We start from the raw sequence: 13,806 nt of genomic DNA, 5'->3' as shown, positions 1-13,806 counted from the left end.
CTCCTCGCGTGAGCGTTGCGGCCGACGACCGGCCCGATTCCATACCCTCCTTTACGGACGAGGGCAGACACGGACTCGACCAATGATCCATGGTAGCAGGACCCGCGGCCCTTTTACATAACGGCCGGTTATAGAGGACCCGCCGTGATCGAGAACCGTATCAAACATAGGCATCTCAGCTCCTTTGTGGAAGTCGCCCGTCTGAAAAGCATCGGCAAGGCAGCGGTGTCGCTGTCGATCAGCCAGCCGGCGGTGTCGAAGACCATCAGGGAACTGGAGGAGATTCTCGGCGTCGAGTTGTTCGACCGCAGCCACCGCTCGGTGGTGCTGTCCTATTACGGCGAGGTGTTCCTGCGCTTTGCCAGCGCCTCGATCGCCGCGCTCCGGCAGGGCGTCGAGTCGGTGGAACTGGCGCTGAAGCAGGGGGCGTCGATCGTCAGGATCGGCGCGCTATCGTCGGCCTCGGCGCGCGTGCTGCCGGACGCGGTGGCGCGCTTCCTCGCCATCAACGTCGGGACGACGCCGCAAGTCATAACCGCCGACAACGTCACCATCCTCAACCAGCTTCGGGTGGGCGAGCTGGATTTCGCGCTGGGGCGGATGGGCTTGCCGGCCAGCATGGTCGGCCTGACCTTCGAGCATCTCTACACCGAGCGGGTGGCGGTGGTGGCGCGGCGCGAGCATCCGATCTTCGCGGCCGGGGCGGGGGTTTCGCGCCTCTCCGACTATGTGGTGCTGGTGCCGCCGCCCGGCTCGATCATTCACGATCATGCCGTCGAGCTGCTGATCCGCCTGGCCGTCGGGCCGCAGCTTCGCCGCATCGACACGGTGTCGACGGTGTTCGGCCGGGCCTTCGCCACCAGCTCCGACGCCATCTGGATCGCCCACTATGGCGAGGTGGCCGGCGACATCGCGGCCGGCACGCTGCGCGAGCTGCCGGTCGACACCTCCGACACCTTCGGTCCCTTGGGGCTGATCGTCCGTTCGGATGTGACGCCGACGCTCGGCGCCGAGCTGCTGATGGCCGCCATCCGCGAGGTGGCGGGCGAGGTGCGGGCGGCCGGCGAGCGGTGAGGCATCAGCCGGCCCGGATCAGCCGCACCGCCTCGTCGCGGCCGAATAGATAGAGCAGCAGCTTCAGCGCCTCGCCGCGCGGGCCGGCGAGGCCGGCGTCGCGGGCGAGCAGCAATCCGGCGTCGTCGCGCGCCGTCTCCATCAGCGCGCCGTGGTGCTCGGCGCGCACGAAGCGGAAGCCGGGCAGGCCGCTCTGGCGGGTGCCGAGCAGTTCGCCGCCGCCCCTGAGCTTCAGGTCCTCCTCGGCGATGCGGAAGCCGTCGTCGGTGTCGCGCATGACGGTGAGCCGCGCCTTCGCCGTCTCGCCGAGCGGTCCCTTGTAGAGCAGCACGCAGGCCGACGACTTGTCGCCGCGGCCGACCCGGCCGCGCAACTGGTGCAACTGGGCGAGGCCGAAGCGCTCGGCGTGCTCGATCACCATGATGGTGGCGTCAGGCACGTCGACGCCGACCTCGATCACCGTGGTCGCCACCAGGATGTGCGCCTCGCCGGCCTTGAAGCGGGCCATGGCGGCGTCCTTCTCGGCCGCCTTCATGCGGCCGTGGACGAGCGCCACGTCGTCGCCGAAATACTGCCGGAGGTCGGCGTAGCGCTCCTCGGCGGCGGCGAGGTCGACGCTCTCGCTCTCCTCGACCAGCGGGCACACCCAGTAGACCTTGGCGCCTTCGAGCCGGATGGCCGAGCCGATGCGGCCAACGATCTCGCCGATGCGGTCCTGCGGTACGGTGACGGTGGCGATCGGCTTGCGTCCGGCCGGCTTCTCAGTGAGGCGGGAGACGTCCATGTCGCCGAAATAGGCCAGCATCAGCGTGCGCGGGATGGGCGTCGCGGTCATCACCAGGAGGTCGGTCCTGGCGCCCTTGGCGGAGAGGGCCAGCCGCTGGTGGACGCCGAAGCGGTGCTGCTCGTCGACGACGGCCAGCGTCAGGTTCTGGAACTCGACGGCCGACTGGAACAGCGCGTGCGTGCCGACGACGATGTCGACCTCGCCGGCGGCGATCCGCTCCAGCGTCTCGCGCTTGCCCCTGGTCTTGTCGGCGCCGGTGACCAGCGCCAGACGGAGACCGGCCGCTTCGGCAAGGGGCGCCATGGAGCGGGCGTGCTGGCGGGCCAAGAGTTCGGTCGGCGCCATCACCGCCACCTGGCCGCCGGCCTCTACGGCGGCGGCGGCCGTGAACAGCGCCACCATGGTCTTGCCCGAGCCGACGTCGCCCTGCACGAGCCGCACCATGCGGCTGGGGGCCGACAGGTCGGCGACCGCCTCGGCGATGGCGGTCTCCTGCGAGCCGGTGAGCTTGAAGGGCAGGGCGGCGCGCAGGCGGGTGGCGATGTCGCCGGTCGGCAGGCGCGGCCGGATGGTGGCGCCCTTCAACTGCCGGCGGACGAGTGCGAGGGCGAGCTGGTTGGCCAGGAGTTCGTCATAGGCGAGGCGGGTCAGCGCCGGGCTCGGCTGGTCGGCGGCCTCGATCGCTTCGGGCCTGTGGAGCTGCCTGAGCGCGTCGGCGAAGGAGGGCCAGACCTCGCGGCGGCGGTGCGCCTCGTCCAGCCATTCCGGCAGCGCCGGCAGGCGGGCGAGGGCCGCTTCCGTGAGGCGGGCGATCAGCCGGCCGCCGACGCCCTCGGTCATCGGGTAGACCGGTTCGAGGCGCGGCAGTTTGTCGGCCTCGGCCTCCGCCACCACGTGGTCGGGGTGGCTCATCTGCGGCGCGCCGTTGAAGCGCTCGACGCGGCCGGAGATCAGCACCGTCTCGCCGACTGGATAGAGCTTTTCCAGCCAGGCCTTTTCGGCGCGGAAATAGGTGACGGCAAGCTCGCCGCTGTCGTCGTGGACGAGGATGCGGTAGGGCGCCCGCGACTGCGGCGGCGTCGGCCGGTGGCGGTCGACGTGGACGCGCAGCGTGACGATCGCCCCTTCCGGGGCAGAATCGATCAGCGCTTCATGGCTGCGGTCGATGAGTCCGGTCGGGACGTGGAACAACAGGTCGAGCACCACCGCGCCGCGCGCCGTCTCGCCGCCGGGGCCGACCAGCTTTTCGAGCTTGGGGGCGGTGCGCGGGCCGACGCCGGGCAGGCTGGTGAGCGGCTGGAACAGCGGATTGAGCACATCGGGACGCATGGCGGGATGTTAGGGCATCCGCGAGCATCACGGTAGCGTTCGCGACCGAACCGGGCGCTTCATCCACGCCGCAAAAAAACGGACGCCCGAAGGCGCCCTGAAAAATAGCCTGTCTGTCAACGAGAGGTCGGGCGGCTCAATGCGTGCCGTGACCGCCGCCTTTCTAGCCGCGGTCGGTGAGAGTTTTGTGACGGCCGGCGCGCGGCGCGCATCAGCCTTCCGCCGCCGATGCTCGACAGGGGCGGCGCGAGCGGCTATGTCGGAACAATCCCTCGCTTTTCCGTGTTCGGACCCCGATGATCGTCGACAGCCATTGCCACCTCGATTTTCCCGATTTCGCCGGCGAGACCGACGCGCTGATCGCCCGCGCGGCGGCGGCCGACGTGCGCCTTATGGTGACCATCGGCACGCGCGTCCGCGATTTCGCGGCGGTGCGGGCGATCGCCGAGGCGCATCCCGCGGTCTACTGCACGGTCGGCACGCATCCGCACGAGGCGGCCAAGGAGGCGGACGTCGGCGTCGACGATCTGGTGGCGCTGTCGGCCCATCCCAAGGTGATCGGCATCGGCGAGGCCGGGCTCGACTATTTCTACGATTCGTCGCCGCGCGACGTGCAGGCCGAGGTGTTCCGCCGCCACATCGCGGCGGCGCGGATCACCGGCCTGCCGCTCTGCATCCATTCGCGCGATGCCGACGCCGACATGATCGCCATCCTCACCGAGGAGACGGCGAAGGGCGCTTTCCCGATCCTGCTGCACTGCTTCTCCTCCGGCCGCGAGCTGATGGAGCGGGCGACGGCGCTCGGCGCCTATGTCTCCTTCTCCGGCATCCTGACCTTCAAGCGCTCCGAGGAGTTGCGGGAGATCGCCCGCGACGTGCCGATGGACCGGCTGCTGGTCGAGACCGACGCGCCCTATCTCGCGCCGCAGCCCTGGCGCGGCAAGCGCAACGAGCCGGCCTATGTGGCGCATACGGCGAAGGTGCTGGCCGAGGTGAAGGGCGTGACGCCGGCCGAGATGGCGGCGGCGACCACGGCCAACTTCGCCCGCCTGTTCGCCAAGGTGCCGCGCGAGGTCTTCCCATCATGACCGCCCGCATGCGCTTCACCGTGCTCGGTTGCGGTGCCTCGCCCGGCGTGCCGCGCATCGGCAACGACTGGGGCGCCTGCGATCCGGGCGAGCCGCGCAACCGCCGTCTCCGTTCGTCGCTGATGGTCGAGCGGATCGGCGGGGACGGCGGCGTCACCCGCATCATCGTCGATACCGGCCCGGATTTCCGCGAGCAGGTGCTGCGGGCCGGCGTCGGCGAGGCCGACGCGGTGCTCTACACCCATTCGCACGCCGACCACATCCACGGCATCGACGAGTTGCGGCAGTTCTTCCACAACAGCGGCCATCGCGTGCCGGTCTATGCCGACGAGGACACGGCGGCCCGCCTCAAGGAAGCCTTCGGCTATTGTTTCGCAACGCCGGTCGGCTCCGGCTATCCGCCCATCGTCATCGAGCATCGCGTCGTCGCCGGCCAGGCGTTCACCATCGACGGCAAGGGCGGACCGATCGAGGTGTTGCCCTACAAGCAGGTGCACGGCGAGATCCACAGCATGGGCTACCGCTTCGGCGATCTCGCCTATTCCTCCGACGTCAGCGCCATTCCCGACGAAACCTGGCCGCTGATCGCCGGTGTCGACGTGTTCATTGTCGATGCGCTGCGTTACCGGCCGCACGTCAGCCACTTCTCGGTGGATCAGGCGATCGAGGCCGGCCGCCGTATCGGCGCCGGTACCATCATCATCACCCACATGCATCACGATCTCGACTACCGCACGCTTGCCGGGGAGTTGCCGGCCGGCGTGCTGCCGTCCTACGACGGCATGGTGATCGAGGACGGCAAGGTGATCGATGCGCCGGCTGAGCCGGCTGAGCCGGCGGCGGCGCCACGCCCGATTGCCGGTGTCGCCAAGGCAACGCCGGCCAATTAAATTTGCCTGAAAAGCTCATGAAGAAATTGTGACGCGATTCCAGGGCCTTCGCATGGCTGCCCTGCGAAAGCGGTGTTGGCGACACTACGACGAAAGTCTATATGAGGGGCGAGGCGACGCGGCGGCCGGATGTCCGGCGGTGCCGGGATCGTCGCCGGTCCGTATCGTCGAGAGAATTGAAAGTCATGTTTGGTCCGCTGAAGAAGGTCGCTCGCGCCCTGCACGTTGTCACTCCCGAGGAGCGTGAGCTGCACTACCTGAACACCGCCGGCGACCGCGTCGAGCTGGAGTACCGCCAGCGCGAGATCGACCGCGGCCTGTTCCGCCGTCCTCCCTACGGCCTCTGAGCCGGCATCGGCGACGGCCGACGACATCACCCGCGACGCGGAAAGCGCTCCCGGCCCGGCAGGGCGGAGCGCTTTTGTCGTATTCTGGATATGCTGATCACATTCCGCTGCATCGAAACTTTATCTGAAGGAAGACTATAGTTCTTCTTCAAGTCGATTCTCGTCGGGCGCATGGCCGCTTTGCGCTATCAGCACTGGTACGATCGGGATAAATCGCTATGTTTTGAAGCGTAAGAGCAATGAAACGAACGCCGGAACAAGGATGATCCCGGCGGCACCCAAAGAAAGGATGCAGCTATGTTTGCCAATCTCAAGAAGGCCCTCCGCTCCGTCAGCGTCACCGAACGCGAGGCGGCCTACCTCAACGAGGCTGGTGACCGTCTTGACCTCGAGCTTCGCCAGCGCGAGATCGACCGTGGCATGTTCCGCCGGAACAGGAACCTCGGTCTCTGATCGAAGCCTCTGACGAAAAACGAGAAAATCGCTGGCGCGGCCATGTGCCGGCGAAATGGGAAGACGGAACGATCCGGCGAACCCCAGGGCCGCGATCCTCCGACAAGAAATATCCTGACCTGCCGACAGCGCCCGCATGGCTTGACCGCCCGGGCGCTTTTGTCGTTCCGGGGCGCCGCTTTTCACCGGCGCCGCGCGTCAGCCTCCGCCCGCCGCGCTTCAGGCCGGCGCCTCCGGTTTGGCCGGCGCCGGGACGGTCGATCGTGGTTAATGGACGGTTAAGTTTTTTCTCAGCCGGCAAAGTCGAATGAAGCGCTTCTGAAAGCCGTCTGAAGAAAATCTTTTGAGACCAATTCGCAGAGTGCATGCGCGTCATGCAACATTCGATCTGGTCCCAAGAACAGAATGTATTATCTTCGTTGTTGTCAGGACAGAGGAACGGATCGCTGGGTCCTGAAGAAAAACCGGCGGTTCGTGGATCGAAAGGAAGAGAAAATGTTCACCCAGCTTCGCAAGGCCGCCCGCGCCCTTCGCCCCGCCACCGCCGCCGAACGCGAACTCGCCTACCTCAACGAGGCCACCGATCGCATCGACCTCGAGTACCGCCAGCGCGCCGTCGACCGTGGGATGTTCCGCAATGCCCTGTGATCGTCGCCACGTCGATCCCGTGATGGGGATCGCCCGCCAGCTACCCCGGACCGCGAGCCGCAAGCTCGAAGACGGTCCGGCCCCGAGAGGATTGTGAAACCCGGCCATCGCGCCGGGTTTCTCTTTTATGGGCCGGTCCCTCAGGCCTCGGACTTGGCTTCCTGCCAGAGCGCTTCCATCTCCTGAAGCGTGGCCTCCGCAGGCCGGCGCCCGGCTTCCCCGAGCTTGCGCTCGATGTAGGAAAAGCGCTTCCTGAACTTCTCGTTGGTCGCCCGCACCGCCGCCTCCGGATCGATGTCGAGATGGCGGCCGAGATTGGCCAGCGCGAACAGCACGTCGCCGAGTTCGGCCTCGATGGCCGACCGCGCCTCGGCCGTCTCCGTGTTCCCGGCATCGGCGCGATCCAGCTCCGTCTCCAGCTCGTCCAGCTCCTCGCGGATCTTGGCCAGCACGGCGCGCGGATCGTTCCAGTCGAAACCGACCGTTCCCGCCTTCTGCTGCAATTTCACCGCCCGCAGCATCGGCGGCATGGCCACCGAGACCTGATCGAGCAAACCCTTCGGCAACTCGCCGCCATGGCGCGCCGCCTTCTCGGCCCTCTCCTCGGCCTTGATCTTCTCCCAGAGGCCCTTGACGAGATGCGGCGTGCGCGCCTCCTCGGGGCCGAACACGTGCGGATGGCGGCGGATCATCTTGCGCGTCACCGCCTCGACCACGTCGGGGAAGGCGAAGGCGCCTTCCTCCTCGGCCATGCGGGCGTGGAACACCACCTGCAACAAGAGGTCGCCCAGCTCGTCGCAGATGTCGTGCCGGTCGCCGCGGGCGATCGCCTCGGCCACCTCGTAGGCTTCCTCGATGGTGTAGGGGGCGATGGTCGCGAACGTCTGCTCGCGGTCCCAGGCGCAGCCGCCGTCCGGGTCGCGCAGCCGGGCCATGATGTCGATCAGGACGGATATGTCGCGGCCGGGCTGCATGGCGGGGGATTCCTTGCTCTGTCGGCGCGAGACTTCGCGCGGGCCTCGCCCCCGTGTCAACGCCAAAGACGGCCGGCGGCGTTGATCGGCCGTCGGGCGGGGTGATAATGACGATCGCCGGCGCGACGGCTTTCGGGAAGGGAAGATCATGCGGCAGGCACCCGTCACCACCATCGGCTTCGACGCCGACGACACGCTCTGGCAGAACGAGCGCTTCTTCCGGGCGACCGAGGATCGCTTCCTCGACCTCATCGCCGATTTCGGCGACCGGGCGACGCTGGCGACCCGGCTGTTCGCCGTCGAGAAGCGCAACATTCCGCTCTACGGCTTCGGCATCAAGGGCTTCATGCTGTCGATGATGGAGACGGCGCTGGAGGCCAGCGACGGCCGCCTCGCGCCGGCGGTGGTGGCCGACATCCTCGCCATGGGCCGCGACATGCTGAGCCAGCCGGTGGAACTGCTGCCGGAGGTGCGCGAGACGCTGGAGGCGCTGTCGGACCGCTACCCGCTCCTCCTGATCACCAAGGGCGACCTCGGCGACCAGGAGCGCAAGCTCGTGCAGTCCGGCCTCGGCGGGCTGTTCCGCGCCGTCGAAATCGTCTCCGACAAGTCGGACGCCACCTATGCCCGCGTGTTCGCGGCGCGCGGCGACGGGCCGGAGCGCGGATTGATGGTCGGCAACTCGCTGCGCTCCGACATCCTGCCGGCGCTCGCCGCCGGCGCCTTCGCCGTTCATGTGCCGCACGAACTGACCTGGAGCTACGAGCATGTCGAGGCGGCGGTCGCCCATCCTCGACTGTTCGTCGAGGAACACATCCGCAAGGTGGCGGATCGCATTGAAATCATTAACGCTTCCGGTGACGACCTCACAAAGTGATTCCGCCGCCTCACACGGCGATTCCGCTGCTTCACGGGGTGAATCGGCGGCTTCATGCGCTGAGTCAGGTGCCCGGTGGCAGGTCAGCGATTTCGCGTAAGTATACCAAAGTCGCGCTTTTGCCTTTGCCAAACGCCGCACCCGTGGTAGAGACCACCGCCAACTTCATTCGGTGATGAATGCCTGCCCCCGAGTCGCAAGACGCGCGATTTCGGTCAGGCTTATTTTCATTTCGTCGCCCGCGAGCCCCAGGAGTTGGTCATGGCCTCATTCTTCGTTCCGTCCGCCGGTGGCGATCTCGCGCTGACCTTCGACGACGTGCTGCTGAAGCCCGGCCACTCGGAAGTGCTGCCGGCCGACACCGACGTCCGCACCCGTCTCACCCGCTCCATCGAGCTGAACATTCCGCTCTTGTCCTCGGCCATGGACACGGTGACCGAGTCGCGCCTTGCCATCGCCATGGCGCAGGCCGGCGGCATCGGCGTCATCCATCGCAACCTCGACATCGAGACGCAGGCCGAGCACGTCAGGCAGGTCAAGAAGTTCGAGAGCGGCATGGTGGTCAATCCGGTGGTGATCGGCCCCGAGGCGACGCTGAAGGACGCGCTCGACCTGATGCGGGCGCACAACATCTCCGGCATTCCGGTGGTCGAGAATGCCGGCGACGGCAGCCGCGGCCACGGGCGCCTGGTCGGCATCCTGACCAACCGCGACGTCCGCTTCGCCTCCGATCCCAGCCAGCGCGTCTACGAGCTGATGACGCGGGAGAACCTCATCACCGTGCGAGAGGGCGTCAGCCACGACGAGGCCAAGCGCCTCCTGCACCAGCACCGCATCGAGAAGCTCCTGGTGGTGGATTCCTCCTACGCCTGCGTCGGCCTGATCACCGTGAAGGACATCGAGAAGGCGCGGCTCAACCCCAACGCCTCCAAGGACGACCAGGGCCGGCTGCGCGTCGCCGCCGCCACCACGGTGGGCGACAAGGGCCACGAGCGGTCGCAGGCGCTGATCGACGCCGGTGTCGACGTGCTGGTGGTCGACACCGCCCACGGCCATTCCGAATATGTGCTGCAGGCCGTCACCAAGGTGAAGAAGCTCTCCAACCACGTGCAGGTGATCGCCGGCAACGTGGCGACCGCCGACGGCACCAGGGCGCTGATCGACGCCGGCGCCGACGCCGTCAAGGTCGGCATCGGTCCGGGTTCGATCTGCACCACGCGCATCGTCGCCGGCGTCGGCGTGCCGCAGCTCACCGCCATCATGGAGGGCGTGTCGGCCGCCCGCGAGGCCGGCGTGCCGGTGATCGCCGACGGCGGCATCCGCTTCTCCGGCGACTGCGCCAAGGCGCTGGCCGCCGGCGCCACCGCCTGCATGATCGGCTCGCTCCTGGCCGGCACCGACGAGAGCCCCGGCGAGGTCTATCTCTACCAGGGCCGCAGCTACAAGAGCTACCGCGGCATGGGCTCGGTGGGCGCCATGGCGCGCGGCTCGGCCGACCGCTACTTCCAGGCCGAGGTGCGCGACCAGCTGAAGCTGGTGCCGGAGGGCATCGAGGGGCAGGTGCCCTACAAGGGTCCGCTCGGCTCGGTGGTCCATCAGCTGGTCGGCGGCGTCCGCGCAGCCATGGGCTACGTCGGGGCGAAGACCATTCCCGACTTGCAGGAGAAGGCCCAGTTCGTGCGCATCTCCTCGGCCGGCATGCGCGAGAGCCACGCCCACGACGTGACCATCACCCGTGAGAGCCCCAACTATCCGGGCGTCGCGTAAGCCGCGACAAAGCAATCGGCTGGAATCATGCGACGGCCGTCGGGCTTGCTCCCGGCGGCCGTCTCATTCATATGTCGGCGCAGTGACTGGACGGGCAACCGAAGGATACCACCATGAGAGACGGCGGCAGGATCGCAGCGGCGATCGAGGTGCTGGGCGATGTGGAGCGCACGCGGCGGCCGGTGCAGGACGCGCTGAAGGACTGGGGCCTCGCCCACCGCTTCGCCGGCTCCAAGGACCGCAGCGCCATCGGCAATCTGGTGTACGACGTGCTGCGCCGCAAGGCGTCGCTCGCCGCCGTCATGGGCTCGGACAGTCCGCGTGCCCTGGCATTGGCCGCTGCCGTCCGCCTCTGGGGCCGCAGCGTGCCGGCGCTCGATGTCCTGTTCGCTGAAGACAAGTTCGCGCCGCCGCCGCTTTCCGATGCCGAGCGCGCCGCGCTGACCGCCGGGGCCGTGCCGGCCGACGCGCCCGACTGGGTGAAGGGCGATTATCCCGAATGGCTGGCCGCCTCGCTGGCCCGCGCCTTCGGGGAGCGGGCGGTGGAGGAGGGCGAAGCGCTGTCCGGCCGCGCCGACGTCGATCTCCGCGTCAACACGCTGAAAAGCGACATCGAGCAGGTGCTGTCCGGCCTCGATCATCTCAAGGCGACGCGCTGCCGCTGGTCGCCGGTCGGCATCCGCATTCCGGCTGTCGACGGCGACCTGCGGCCCGGCCACGTCTCCTCCGATCTCGCCTACAAGAAGGGCTGGTTCGAGGTGCAGGACGAGGGCAGCCAGCTCGCCGCGCTGGTCGCCGCGACGGGCGGCGGCCGGCAGGTCGTCGATCTCTGTGCCGGCGCCGGCGGCAAGACGCTGGCATTGTCGGCGGCGCTTGGCAACCACGGCCAGATCTATGCCTACGACAGCGACAAGCGACGCTTCGGCGACATCCTCGACCGCATCGACCGCTCCGGCAGCCGCAACATCCAGATCCGCGAGCCGCGCCGCGATCAGGATGTGCTGGCCGATCTCGCCGGCAAGAGCGATCTGGTGCTGGTCGATGCGCCGTGCACCGGCTCCGGCACCTGGCGCCGCCGGCCGGACGCCAAGTGGCGCCTGGCGCCGGGGGCGCTCGACATTCGCCTGAAAGAGCAGGCGGCGGTGCTCGACAACGCGGTCCGGCTGGTGAAGGCCGGAGGCCGCATCGTCTACATCACCTGCTCGGTGCTGCCGGAGGAGAACGAGGCGCAGATCGCCGCCTTCCTCGATCGCACGCCGGCCTTCGCGCTCGGCGACGCGGCCGCCGCCTTCGCGACGGTGACCGGCGAGGCAGCGCCCGATCTCGCCCGCCTGGGTCTTGCCGGTCGTGACGGCTCGATGCTGCGCCTGACGCCGGCCTTGACCGGCACCGACGGTTTCTTCGTCGCCATCCTCAACCGGACGGTCTGAGGTCAGGAGGCGGCGGCCTTGCGGTCGCCGGGACGCAGCGAGCCGGTCAGCGTCAGGCTGAGCAGCAGCATCGGGATCAGGAACATCAGGCCGACGCGGATGCCGAGGAACTCGGCAAGGCCGCCGATCACCAGCGGCCCGGTCAGGAAGCCGAGCACGTAGATGGCCGAGAGGATGGCGACATTGCCGGCCGGCGTGCCGGGCGTCGCCGTGGCGGCGGTGACCGCCATCGGGAAGGCGACGGAAATGCCGAGCCCGATCATGCCGAAGGCCACGGCGCCCATCCAGAAGCTGCTCGCCACCGACAGCAGCAGCGCGCCGCCGAGGGCGATCGACACCGTCAGCCGGGCCAGCGCCACCATGCCGAGGCGCAGGCGCAGCGTGTCGCCCAGGAAGCGGCCGATCGACAGCAGCGCGGCGAAGGTGGCGTAGCCGTAGCCGAGCATGGCGGTCGGCGTGCCGGTCTCGTCGCGCAGGAAGATGCCCGACCAGTCGCCCATCGCCCCCTCGGTGACGGCGAAGCCGATGCTGAACAGGCAGACCAGCAGCAACGCCCTGGGCGGAATGGCGAAGAAGGACGCCTTGGGCTTGTCGTCCGCCGGCTTGATCGGCTCGATGGCCGGCAGTTGCAGCCCGGCCCAGACGGCAATCGGCAGCACGACGACCACCGACAGCACCAGCGATTCCGTCACGGTCAGCCCGAGGGTGGCCAGCGTGGCGCCGACGAAGCTGCCGACGCCGATGCCGACGCTCCAGAAGCCGTGGCAGGTGCTCATGATCAGCCGGCCGGCCTCCTCCTCGATGCGGGCCGCCTCGACGTTCATGGCGAGTTCCGCCAGCGCCAGCAGGGCGCCGCAGGAGGCGAGGATCAGGAACAGCGACGGTATGTTGAAGGCAAGACCCGGCAGCATCAGGATCATCAGCATGCCGGCGAAGGTGGCGACCAGCAGCCGGCGGGCGCCGACCGCATTGCAGATCCGCCCGGCAAAGGGAAGGACCAGCACGTTGGCGATCGGCATGCCGAGCAGGGAGACGGCCAGTTGGGCCGGGCTGAGGCCGAGGCCCGCCTGCACCTCGGGAATGCGCGAGAGCCAGTTGCCGAAGACGAGCGGCTCCAGGAAAAAGATCAGCATGATCAGGCGGACTTGGGTCATCTTTGGATCCGGTGGGGAAGGGGCTTGGCAACGAAGCCTAGAATCGATTCAACCGCAGCCTACAGTCAATGCGCTTTGGCCGCCAGAGCGTGGGAACGCGACGACGACCGGTTTCGGCCATTGCCGCAGGGCGCCGGGGCCGTATCAATCGATGGCGATGATGACGTGGGCGGCGTCGAACAGGGCGATGGCGGGAGAGCCTTCGGCGAGCGCCAGAGCCTCGGCCGAGCGGGCGGTGATCGAGGCGGCAATCGACTTGCCGCCACCGACGTCGAGCACCACCTCGGCGTTGACCGCGCCCAGCTCGATGCGGGAGACGGTGCCGGCGATGCGGTTGGCCACCGAGACGGCCGGCGGCTCGGTGCCAGGAGCGATCATCACGAAGGGCGCCTTGATCAGCACGATCGCCTCGCGGCCGACGACGAGGCCAAGGTCCCGGAGGCTGGCGGCGGTGATCAGCGCGCGGATGGTGGTCTGCTCCGACACCGCGACGGCGACGTCGGCGGTGAGGGCGTCGGCCTCGATGGATTGGATGGTACCGCGCAGGACGTTGCGTGCCGATGTGCGCATGAAATACCCCGAGACAAGGTTGAAGGGAGAAATGCCGCTGCCGGCGAGATCCGGCTCGATCAAGCGTACCACGCGAGCCATCTCCGCTTCCATGCGGCGATAGGCTTCGATCACCCGCGCGCCGGCCGGGGTGAGCGTGGCGCCGCCGCCCGATCGGCCGCCGGTGCGGGTTTCCAGCATCGGCCGGCCGAACAGGTTGGCGAGCGCGTCGAGCCAGTCCCAGGCCGCCTTGTAGGTGATGCCAACCGCCCTGGCGCCGGCGGAGATGCTACCCTCGCGGGCGACGGCTTCAAGCAGGCGGATGCGGTCGCCGTTCACCGACGACGGGCCGTCGCTTTCGAGGGTGATCGAGGCGTTGATCGGCATGGCACTCCGTCCGCGTGTATAAGGTGGGACTGTTCTAGACCAGGGAAACGGC

At 68.3% G+C, this 13,806-nt stretch carries 13 protein-coding genes; 9 read left to right on the top strand and 4 right to left on the bottom strand.

The window, feature by feature from the left end:
• The first annotated feature begins 144 nt into the window (after positions 1-144).
• Positions 145-1,074 carry a pca operon transcription factor PcaQ gene (pcaQ, locus tag H512_RS0107225; protein ID WP_026782883.1) on the top strand — a complete coding sequence of 310 codons (930 nt, stop codon included), beginning with the start codon at positions 145-147 and terminating at the stop codon, positions 1,072-1,074.
• 4 nt (positions 1,075-1,078) lie between these two features.
• Here the strand turns inward: pcaQ and recG are convergent, their stop codons facing one another.
• Complete coding sequence (gene recG, locus H512_RS0107220) at positions 1,079-3,190, bottom strand: ATP-dependent DNA helicase RecG (protein WP_026782882.1); 2,112 nt, start codon at positions 3,188-3,190, stop codon at positions 1,079-1,081.
• A 296-nt stretch (positions 3,191-3,486) separates the two neighbouring features.
• On the opposite strand from recG, the gene H512_RS0107215 reads away from it, so the two are divergent.
• The 5 genes from H512_RS0107215 to H512_RS26270 all read left to right on the top strand — a co-directional run bounded on the left by H512_RS0107215 (position 3,487) and on the right by H512_RS26270 (position 6,616).
• A complete protein-coding gene (locus H512_RS0107215) occupies positions 3,487-4,278 on the top strand; it encodes a TatD family hydrolase (protein ID WP_026782881.1) in 792 nt (263 codons plus the stop codon).
• Positions 4,275-5,168 (top strand): MBL fold metallo-hydrolase, encoded by an 894-nt coding sequence (locus H512_RS23000; protein WP_084798346.1) that lies wholly within the window; start codon positions 4,275-4,277, stop codon positions 5,166-5,168. Before H512_RS0107215 ends, H512_RS23000 begins: the two co-directional genes overlap by 4 nt.
• Positions 5,169-5,353: 185 nt before the next feature.
• Entirely contained in the window at positions 5,354-5,515 is a 162-nt protein-coding gene (locus tag H512_RS26280) for a DUF3563 domain-containing protein (protein WP_084798345.1), read from the top strand.
• A gap of 297 nt (positions 5,516-5,812) precedes the next feature.
• Entirely contained in the window at positions 5,813-5,968 is a 156-nt protein-coding gene (locus H512_RS26275) for a DUF3563 family protein (protein ID WP_084798344.1), read from the top strand.
• Between the two features lie 495 nt (positions 5,969-6,463).
• Entirely contained in the window at positions 6,464-6,616 is a 153-nt protein-coding gene (locus tag H512_RS26270) for a DUF3563 family protein (protein WP_084798343.1), read from the top strand.
• A gap of 140 nt (positions 6,617-6,756) precedes the next feature.
• On the opposite strand, the gene mazG is transcribed toward H512_RS26270, so the two are convergent.
• On the bottom strand, positions 6,757-7,590 hold the full coding sequence (gene mazG / locus H512_RS0107190) for a nucleoside triphosphate pyrophosphohydrolase (protein WP_026782880.1): 834 nt from the start codon (positions 7,588-7,590) through the stop codon (positions 6,757-6,759).
• A 148-nt stretch (positions 7,591-7,738) separates the two neighbouring features.
• Here mazG and H512_RS0107185 point away from each other — a divergent pair, with 148 nt between their 5' ends.
• From H512_RS0107185 to H512_RS0107175, 3 genes are all read left to right on the top strand, one after another.
• Complete coding sequence (locus tag H512_RS0107185) at positions 7,739-8,467, top strand: HAD family hydrolase (RefSeq protein WP_026782879.1); 729 nt, start codon at positions 7,739-7,741, stop codon at positions 8,465-8,467.
• Between the two features lie 261 nt (positions 8,468-8,728).
• A complete protein-coding gene (gene guaB / locus H512_RS0107180) occupies positions 8,729-10,234 on the top strand; it encodes an IMP dehydrogenase (protein ID WP_026782878.1) in 1,506 nt (501 codons plus the stop codon).
• 113 nt (positions 10,235-10,347) lie between these two features.
• On the top strand, positions 10,348-11,664 hold the full coding sequence (locus tag H512_RS0107175; RefSeq protein ID WP_026782877.1) for an RsmB/NOP family class I SAM-dependent RNA methyltransferase: 1,317 nt from the start codon (positions 10,348-10,350) through the stop codon (positions 11,662-11,664).
• Between the two features lie 2 nt (positions 11,665-11,666).
• Here the strand turns inward: H512_RS0107175 and H512_RS0107170 are convergent, their stop codons facing one another.
• Together H512_RS0107170 and H512_RS0107165 are read right to left on the bottom strand one after the other, a co-directional pair.
• Positions 11,667-12,818 carry an MFS transporter gene (locus H512_RS0107170; RefSeq protein ID WP_026782876.1) on the bottom strand — a complete coding sequence of 384 codons (1,152 nt, stop codon included), beginning with the start codon at positions 12,816-12,818 and terminating at the stop codon, positions 11,667-11,669.
• 144 nt (positions 12,819-12,962) lie between these two features.
• Complete coding sequence (locus H512_RS0107165) at positions 12,963-13,754, bottom strand: TOBE domain-containing protein (protein ID WP_026782875.1); 792 nt, start codon at positions 13,752-13,754, stop codon at positions 12,963-12,965.
• Between the last annotated feature and the right edge of the window lie 52 nt (positions 13,755-13,806).

The organism is Pleomorphomonas koreensis DSM 23070 (assembly GCF_000425185.1).
GTDB classification, from domain to species: Bacteria; Pseudomonadota; Alphaproteobacteria; order Rhizobiales; family Pleomorphomonadaceae; genus Pleomorphomonas; species Pleomorphomonas koreensis.
The sequence above is the reverse complement of the archived record's forward strand: the minus strand, read 5'-3'. Positions and strand labels throughout refer to the sequence as shown.

Bases quoted from the DNA above. Each gene is read 5' to 3' on its own strand.
- recG (WP_026782882.1), bottom strand. From the start codon at position 3,190: ATGCGTCCCGATGTGCTCAATCCGCTGTTCCAGCCGCTCACCAGCCTG.
- H512_RS0107215 (WP_026782881.1), top strand. From the start codon at position 3,487: ATGATCGTCGACAGCCATTGCCACCTCGATTTTCCCGATTTCGCCGGC.
- H512_RS23000 (WP_084798346.1), top strand. From the start codon at position 4,275: ATGACCGCCCGCATGCGCTTCACCGTGCTCGGTTGCGGTGCCTCGCCC.
- H512_RS26280 (WP_084798345.1), top strand. From the start codon at position 5,354: ATGTTTGGTCCGCTGAAGAAGGTCGCTCGCGCCCTGCACGTTGTCACT.
- H512_RS26275 (WP_084798344.1), top strand. From the start codon at position 5,813: ATGTTTGCCAATCTCAAGAAGGCCCTCCGCTCCGTCAGCGTCACCGAA.
- H512_RS26270 (WP_084798343.1), top strand. From the start codon at position 6,464: ATGTTCACCCAGCTTCGCAAGGCCGCCCGCGCCCTTCGCCCCGCCACC.
- mazG (WP_026782880.1), bottom strand. From the start codon at position 7,590: ATGCAGCCCGGCCGCGACATATCCGTCCTGATCGACATCATGGCCCGG.
- H512_RS0107185 (WP_026782879.1), top strand. From the start codon at position 7,739: ATGCGGCAGGCACCCGTCACCACCATCGGCTTCGACGCCGACGACACG.
- guaB (WP_026782878.1), top strand. From the start codon at position 8,729: ATGGCCTCATTCTTCGTTCCGTCCGCCGGTGGCGATCTCGCGCTGACC.
- H512_RS0107175 (WP_026782877.1), top strand. From the start codon at position 10,348: ATGAGAGACGGCGGCAGGATCGCAGCGGCGATCGAGGTGCTGGGCGAT.
- H512_RS0107170 (WP_026782876.1), bottom strand. From the start codon at position 12,818: ATGACCCAAGTCCGCCTGATCATGCTGATCTTTTTCCTGGAGCCGCTC.
- H512_RS0107165 (WP_026782875.1), bottom strand. From the start codon at position 13,754: ATGCCGATCAACGCCTCGATCACCCTCGAAAGCGACGGCCCGTCGTCG.